Annotated in this window: 4 protein-coding genes; all 4 read left to right on the top strand. The window is 35.4% G+C overall.

Features of this window, described 5'->3' with window-relative positions; translation table 11 throughout:
- Positions 1 to 595, top strand: a 595-nt coding sequence (locus tag KC460_05115; protein ID MCA9770721.1) for a hypothetical protein, incomplete at its 5' end; no start/stop codon positions are given.
- Between the two features lie 111 nt (positions 596 to 706).
- On the top strand, positions 707 to 2,338 hold the full coding sequence (locus tag KC460_05110) for a hypothetical protein (protein ID MCA9770720.1): 1,632 nt from the start codon (positions 707 to 709) through the stop codon (positions 2,336 to 2,338).
- 30 nt (positions 2,339 to 2,368) lie between these two features.
- Entirely contained in the window at positions 2,369 to 3,154 is a 786-nt protein-coding gene (locus KC460_05105; protein MCA9770719.1) for a hypothetical protein, read from the top strand.
- A 56-nt stretch (positions 3,155 to 3,210) separates the two neighbouring features.
- Positions 3,211 to 4,415 (top strand): hypothetical protein (locus KC460_05100; protein MCA9770718.1); only part of this gene is annotated, 1,205 nt, incomplete at its 3' end.

The following is a 4,415-nucleotide window of genomic DNA, read 5'->3' as shown; positions in this document are numbered from 1 at the left end:
ATTAATACCTGCAGGCTCAGTATTGGCAGCAGGGTCAGTTGTAGATGGTATACCATTAGTAAGTCCACTGACTGTTGCAACAGATACAGTATTTAACAGGGCAACACAACTAGCGGCAGGTACTACAATTGCACCGTTCCAAATTGTAGGTAGTACAATACCATTAGCCTCAGCACTATTGCTACCGCCAGCTTCTCGCTTACCTGTAGGTTCAACAATTTCACCAGAGTCAGAACGAGTAAACACAACAACAGACTTACAGGAAAACTTCTTTGAAACGATTGCGCCATTAGTAACTATATTTAGTGAAATGTCATTTATTGCATCCAATGCAACAACTCCTGATGGTAGAATTTTAGTGCGTCTTGGTTCACTGGACCCAGCATCAGACGGAGTACTTGGAGCGTTGTGTCCGCCAGTAAGAGATGGTGTGCGCCGCGATGGTTCAGTTGTTCGTTTGCAATCGGGTGATCATGATGTGCAATATAATGCAGGAATTGGTAGCTTAATATTGAATGAAATACAAGGATTTACGTTTAATGGTGAGCAGTTTGTGATTATCAATTGTGATGAAGCAACGCGAACGGAAACATAAAAAATAATAATAAAGGGATAAAAGATTTTTTTACCCGATTATTAAGAATTTGCTTGATTATATTGGCTAGTAATAATGAAGAGTCTGATACGAAGAGTTAGGAGAGTATAGATGATGCGATATTATACACGTTATTCTGTGCGTTTTTTGATAATTTTTGGCTTTTTTTTAACATTTTCACAATATCTTTCTGCTGTGGATGGTAGTTTAGATACATTATTTGATACTGATGGTAAGCGAACAGTTGATTTTGGTGGTGGAAATTTTGCCAGCGCAATAGCATTGCAGCCTGATGGGAAAAGTGTTGCTGTTGGTTCGACAGAACCATCTGGTGGTGATTGGGCTTTAGTTAGGCTCAACACTGATGGAAGTCTGGATACAACTTTTGATACTGATGGAAAAGTAACAACCAATGTTGGTGGTACAAATGAAAATTTAGCAAATGATGTTGCAATACAGGCGGATGGAAAAATAGTTGTTGTTGGACGAAATTCTATTTCGGGGGCAACAGCTTTTTTTGTAGTTGCGCGCTATAATGCAAATGGATCATTAGATGCAACCTTTGGTACCGGAGGTATTGTCACAACAAATGTTTCTGGTTCAGGAGATAATATTGCAAACGCTGTTGCAATACAAACAGATGGGAAAATAGTTGTTGTAGGTGAAGTAGGTTCACCAGCAGAGTTTGGCGTTGTAAGATATAACACAGATGGGAGCTTAGATGTAACGTTTGGAACTGGTGGTATTGTTACAACAGATCCGGGTGGGATTGGATTTTTTAACTCAGCGCAAGCTGTTTTGATACAGACAGATGGTAAAATAATTGTTGCTGGAACAGCGGGAGTTACTGGTCCTTACACAGCATTCAGTATTGTCAGATATAATACAGATGGAAGCTTAGATGGATTATTTGGAAGCAGTGGTATTACAGTAACAAAAATTACAGCGAATCAATCAGATACTGTTACTGGCGCCGCATTTCAATCTGATGGAAAAATAATTGTTGTTGGGGATACCATTCCTGCATTTGGACAAAAAGATTTTGTTGTTGTTCGATATACTTCAGCAGGAGCATTGGATGATGGAACATTTGGTACGGCGGGAATAACAACAACAAGTGTAAGTGCTTTTGATGATGTTGGTGATGTTGCAATTCAAGCAGATGATAAGATAGTACTTGTTGGTGGTAATACTGATAATGATAATTATACAATTCTTCGGTATACAGCAACAGGAAGTTTAGATTCTAATTTTGGCACAGCGGGAATTATTTATACAAACATAAGTGGTCCCGATATTGCAAAAGATGTTGTTATACAAGATGATGCTAAAATACTTGTTGTAGGTAACTCTGGTAATGCTGAGCCAAATAGAGATTTTTCATTTGTTCGATATTTGGTAGATACGTGTGTTGGTAGTACACAGATAGGTTCAGATTCGACGGTAGAAGTTTTTACAGATTTTCAGGTTGTTGCACCCGGAGGAAGAATAGCTGCACTTGCAATGATTCAAGACGGTTTTATTTTGTGTGGTGATGGGACTTTTTCTTCATGCTTTCCTGTCGCAGGAAAAATTTGCCTTAACAATAATATACTTACATTAAAAAAAGATTTGATAATGCATAATATATCTTCAATCAGTTCGCTAGGTAATATTAATGGAAATGGATATGTACTTGATTTATCAAAAAGTGTCAGTTGTATTCCGACATCAGATTGTCCAGAAATTATGTTGAAGCCTTAAACTAAAAAATAGATGCTATAAGGAAGCTATATGAATAAATTATGTTCTCATGTTATGAGATCGTTGCTGGTAGGTTATACTTTAATTTTTTTATTATTTGTATCAGAAGTTTCAAGTAAAGTGGTTGAGTGGGGAAACCTTTCAGTCTGTTTAAGTTGTAATATTCTTCTTAAAGATGTTCTTATTACCTTTTCTGGTAATTCTATGATAAACGGAAGAAATCACTGCCTCACTTTTGATGAAACATCGGGTATCGCTGTTGGTCCAGCATCTACATTATTACTTAAAAATATTGTTATCAAGGGTGTAAAAGAGGGTAACATAGCATGTTTAGATCATCTTTCAACTATATCTTTAAAGAATGTTACTTATATTTTAGATGATGATTATACATTCTCAAAAGGACATTTTGATGTTATTTCTAATTTTAATGTGATTGGAGATGGCTTTGAATTTTGTTATGAAACACCAGTGGAAAGTACCATAGGAGAATGTGGTCAAATGATTTTAGATTCTGGTGTTAGATTTTTTTATGACCCGATAACTGCTGAAAGAACTTTACTTAATCTTACACATAATACTTCTAAGCTATTACTTAATGGTTCAACACTTCATTCAACTTCAACTGGACTCCAATTATTAAGAGGAAAATTGATTGTAGATAAAAAATCATTTTTAAAGAGTGATGCAATGAGTAAAAGTGAGGGAATTATGTTTGGTGATGGTACGAGTTCTTTTAATAATCTGAATATTGTTATTACTCCAGCTGCGACATTAGAATTAGAAAGTGGTTTTTTGGTACAAGCAGATGCGTGATAATAAGTAAAAAAGAGATATGATAATTATTTATAATGTAGAAAGGGGTTTGAGTAGTGAAATTTATAATAAATAGTTCGTTTTTTTTAATATTTTTGTGTGCTTTTTTCTACATAAAACCTTATCCATTTACATTTGATAGTCGTTCTTCAACATTGCAAGTAAATAGCGGTGCAACAATTTTTTTAGATAGTGCTATTACAGATTTTGATGGTACTTTGAGGAAACTTACAAGTGGTACAATTCTTGGTCAACAAGTTGCATTTGAAAAAGGTATCTTTGAAGATTTAGATAGCGAACTTCTCATTACAGGTGTTTTTGATCCTGTTGGACGTTTACTTTTATCTGGTAACGATTTTATTCAGGCAGAGTTTGGCTTTGTTGTACAGGATGTTTTAGTAAGTGGTGAAAACAATACGTTTTCTGGAAAGCCTATATTTTCTTCAGATGTTGTTTTACAGGATAACGCTACAGTCTTAAATCTTGCTTTGCAAAGTAATGTTAGCACAAACATGTTGCTTAATGGTGGTACAATAAATTTGCAGAATGATTTGTCATTTTGTGGTGCTATGATTTTGACTGGATCAGGATCGGTTTGTGGTAATGGTTATAAAGTTATTACTGGAGACAAACCGTTTATATGGGATGCAGATTTACTTTTTAAAAATTGTGCAAATGTGGAAATACATACTTGTGTTGATTTGACTGGTTCTTTGACGTTTGACAATGTTAGCACTTTAAATGGACATGGTAATATTTTAGATATAAGTCGGGGTGGTAGTATTAAAATTGATCCTGGTTCAACACTTTATTTAACAGATGTTACCTTGAAGGGCTTGGGATCTGGAGGTGGAAGCCTTATTTTTGGTGATGCAGCATCAACTCTTTTTATGAGTAATGTTACTATACTTTTAGCTGGCAATCAAACAACAGATGAGGGTTGTATTTTTGTTAAAGGTCCAGCAACATGGGTAATTAAAGATTTTGATTGGCTTTTTGATGCAAATGGTACATTAACTGTTGATTGTGTAACTCTGTGGAAGGATGGAGCTGGGGCTGATACTATTGGTGAAATATCATTTACTGATTCAAACCTATTTAGTTCTGTTTCGAGTGGCACAATAAAATGTGTTGGAGAGGCTGGAACAGAAATTCTTTCGCGAGTAGAAGTTCTAGAAGCGTGTTGTGATGAATTACGTACAAGTACAGGTGAGCTGGTGTCTCAAATAGATGATTTATGTTCTCAGCTTGGCTGTGAATG

This window comes from Candidatus Dependentiae bacterium (assembly GCA_020431705.1).
Taxonomy (GTDB): domain Bacteria; phylum Babelota; class Babeliae; order Babelales; family Vermiphilaceae; genus JAGQHQ01.
The sequence above is the reverse complement of the archived record's forward strand: the minus strand, read 5'-3'. Positions and strand labels throughout refer to the sequence as shown.

Bases quoted from the DNA above. Each gene is read 5' to 3' on its own strand.
- KC460_05105 (MCA9770719.1), top strand. From the start codon at position 2,369: ATGAATAAATTATGTTCTCATGTTATGAGATCGTTGCTGGTAGGTTAT.
- KC460_05110 (MCA9770720.1), top strand. From the start codon at position 707: ATGATGCGATATTATACACGTTATTCTGTGCGTTTTTTGATAATTTTT.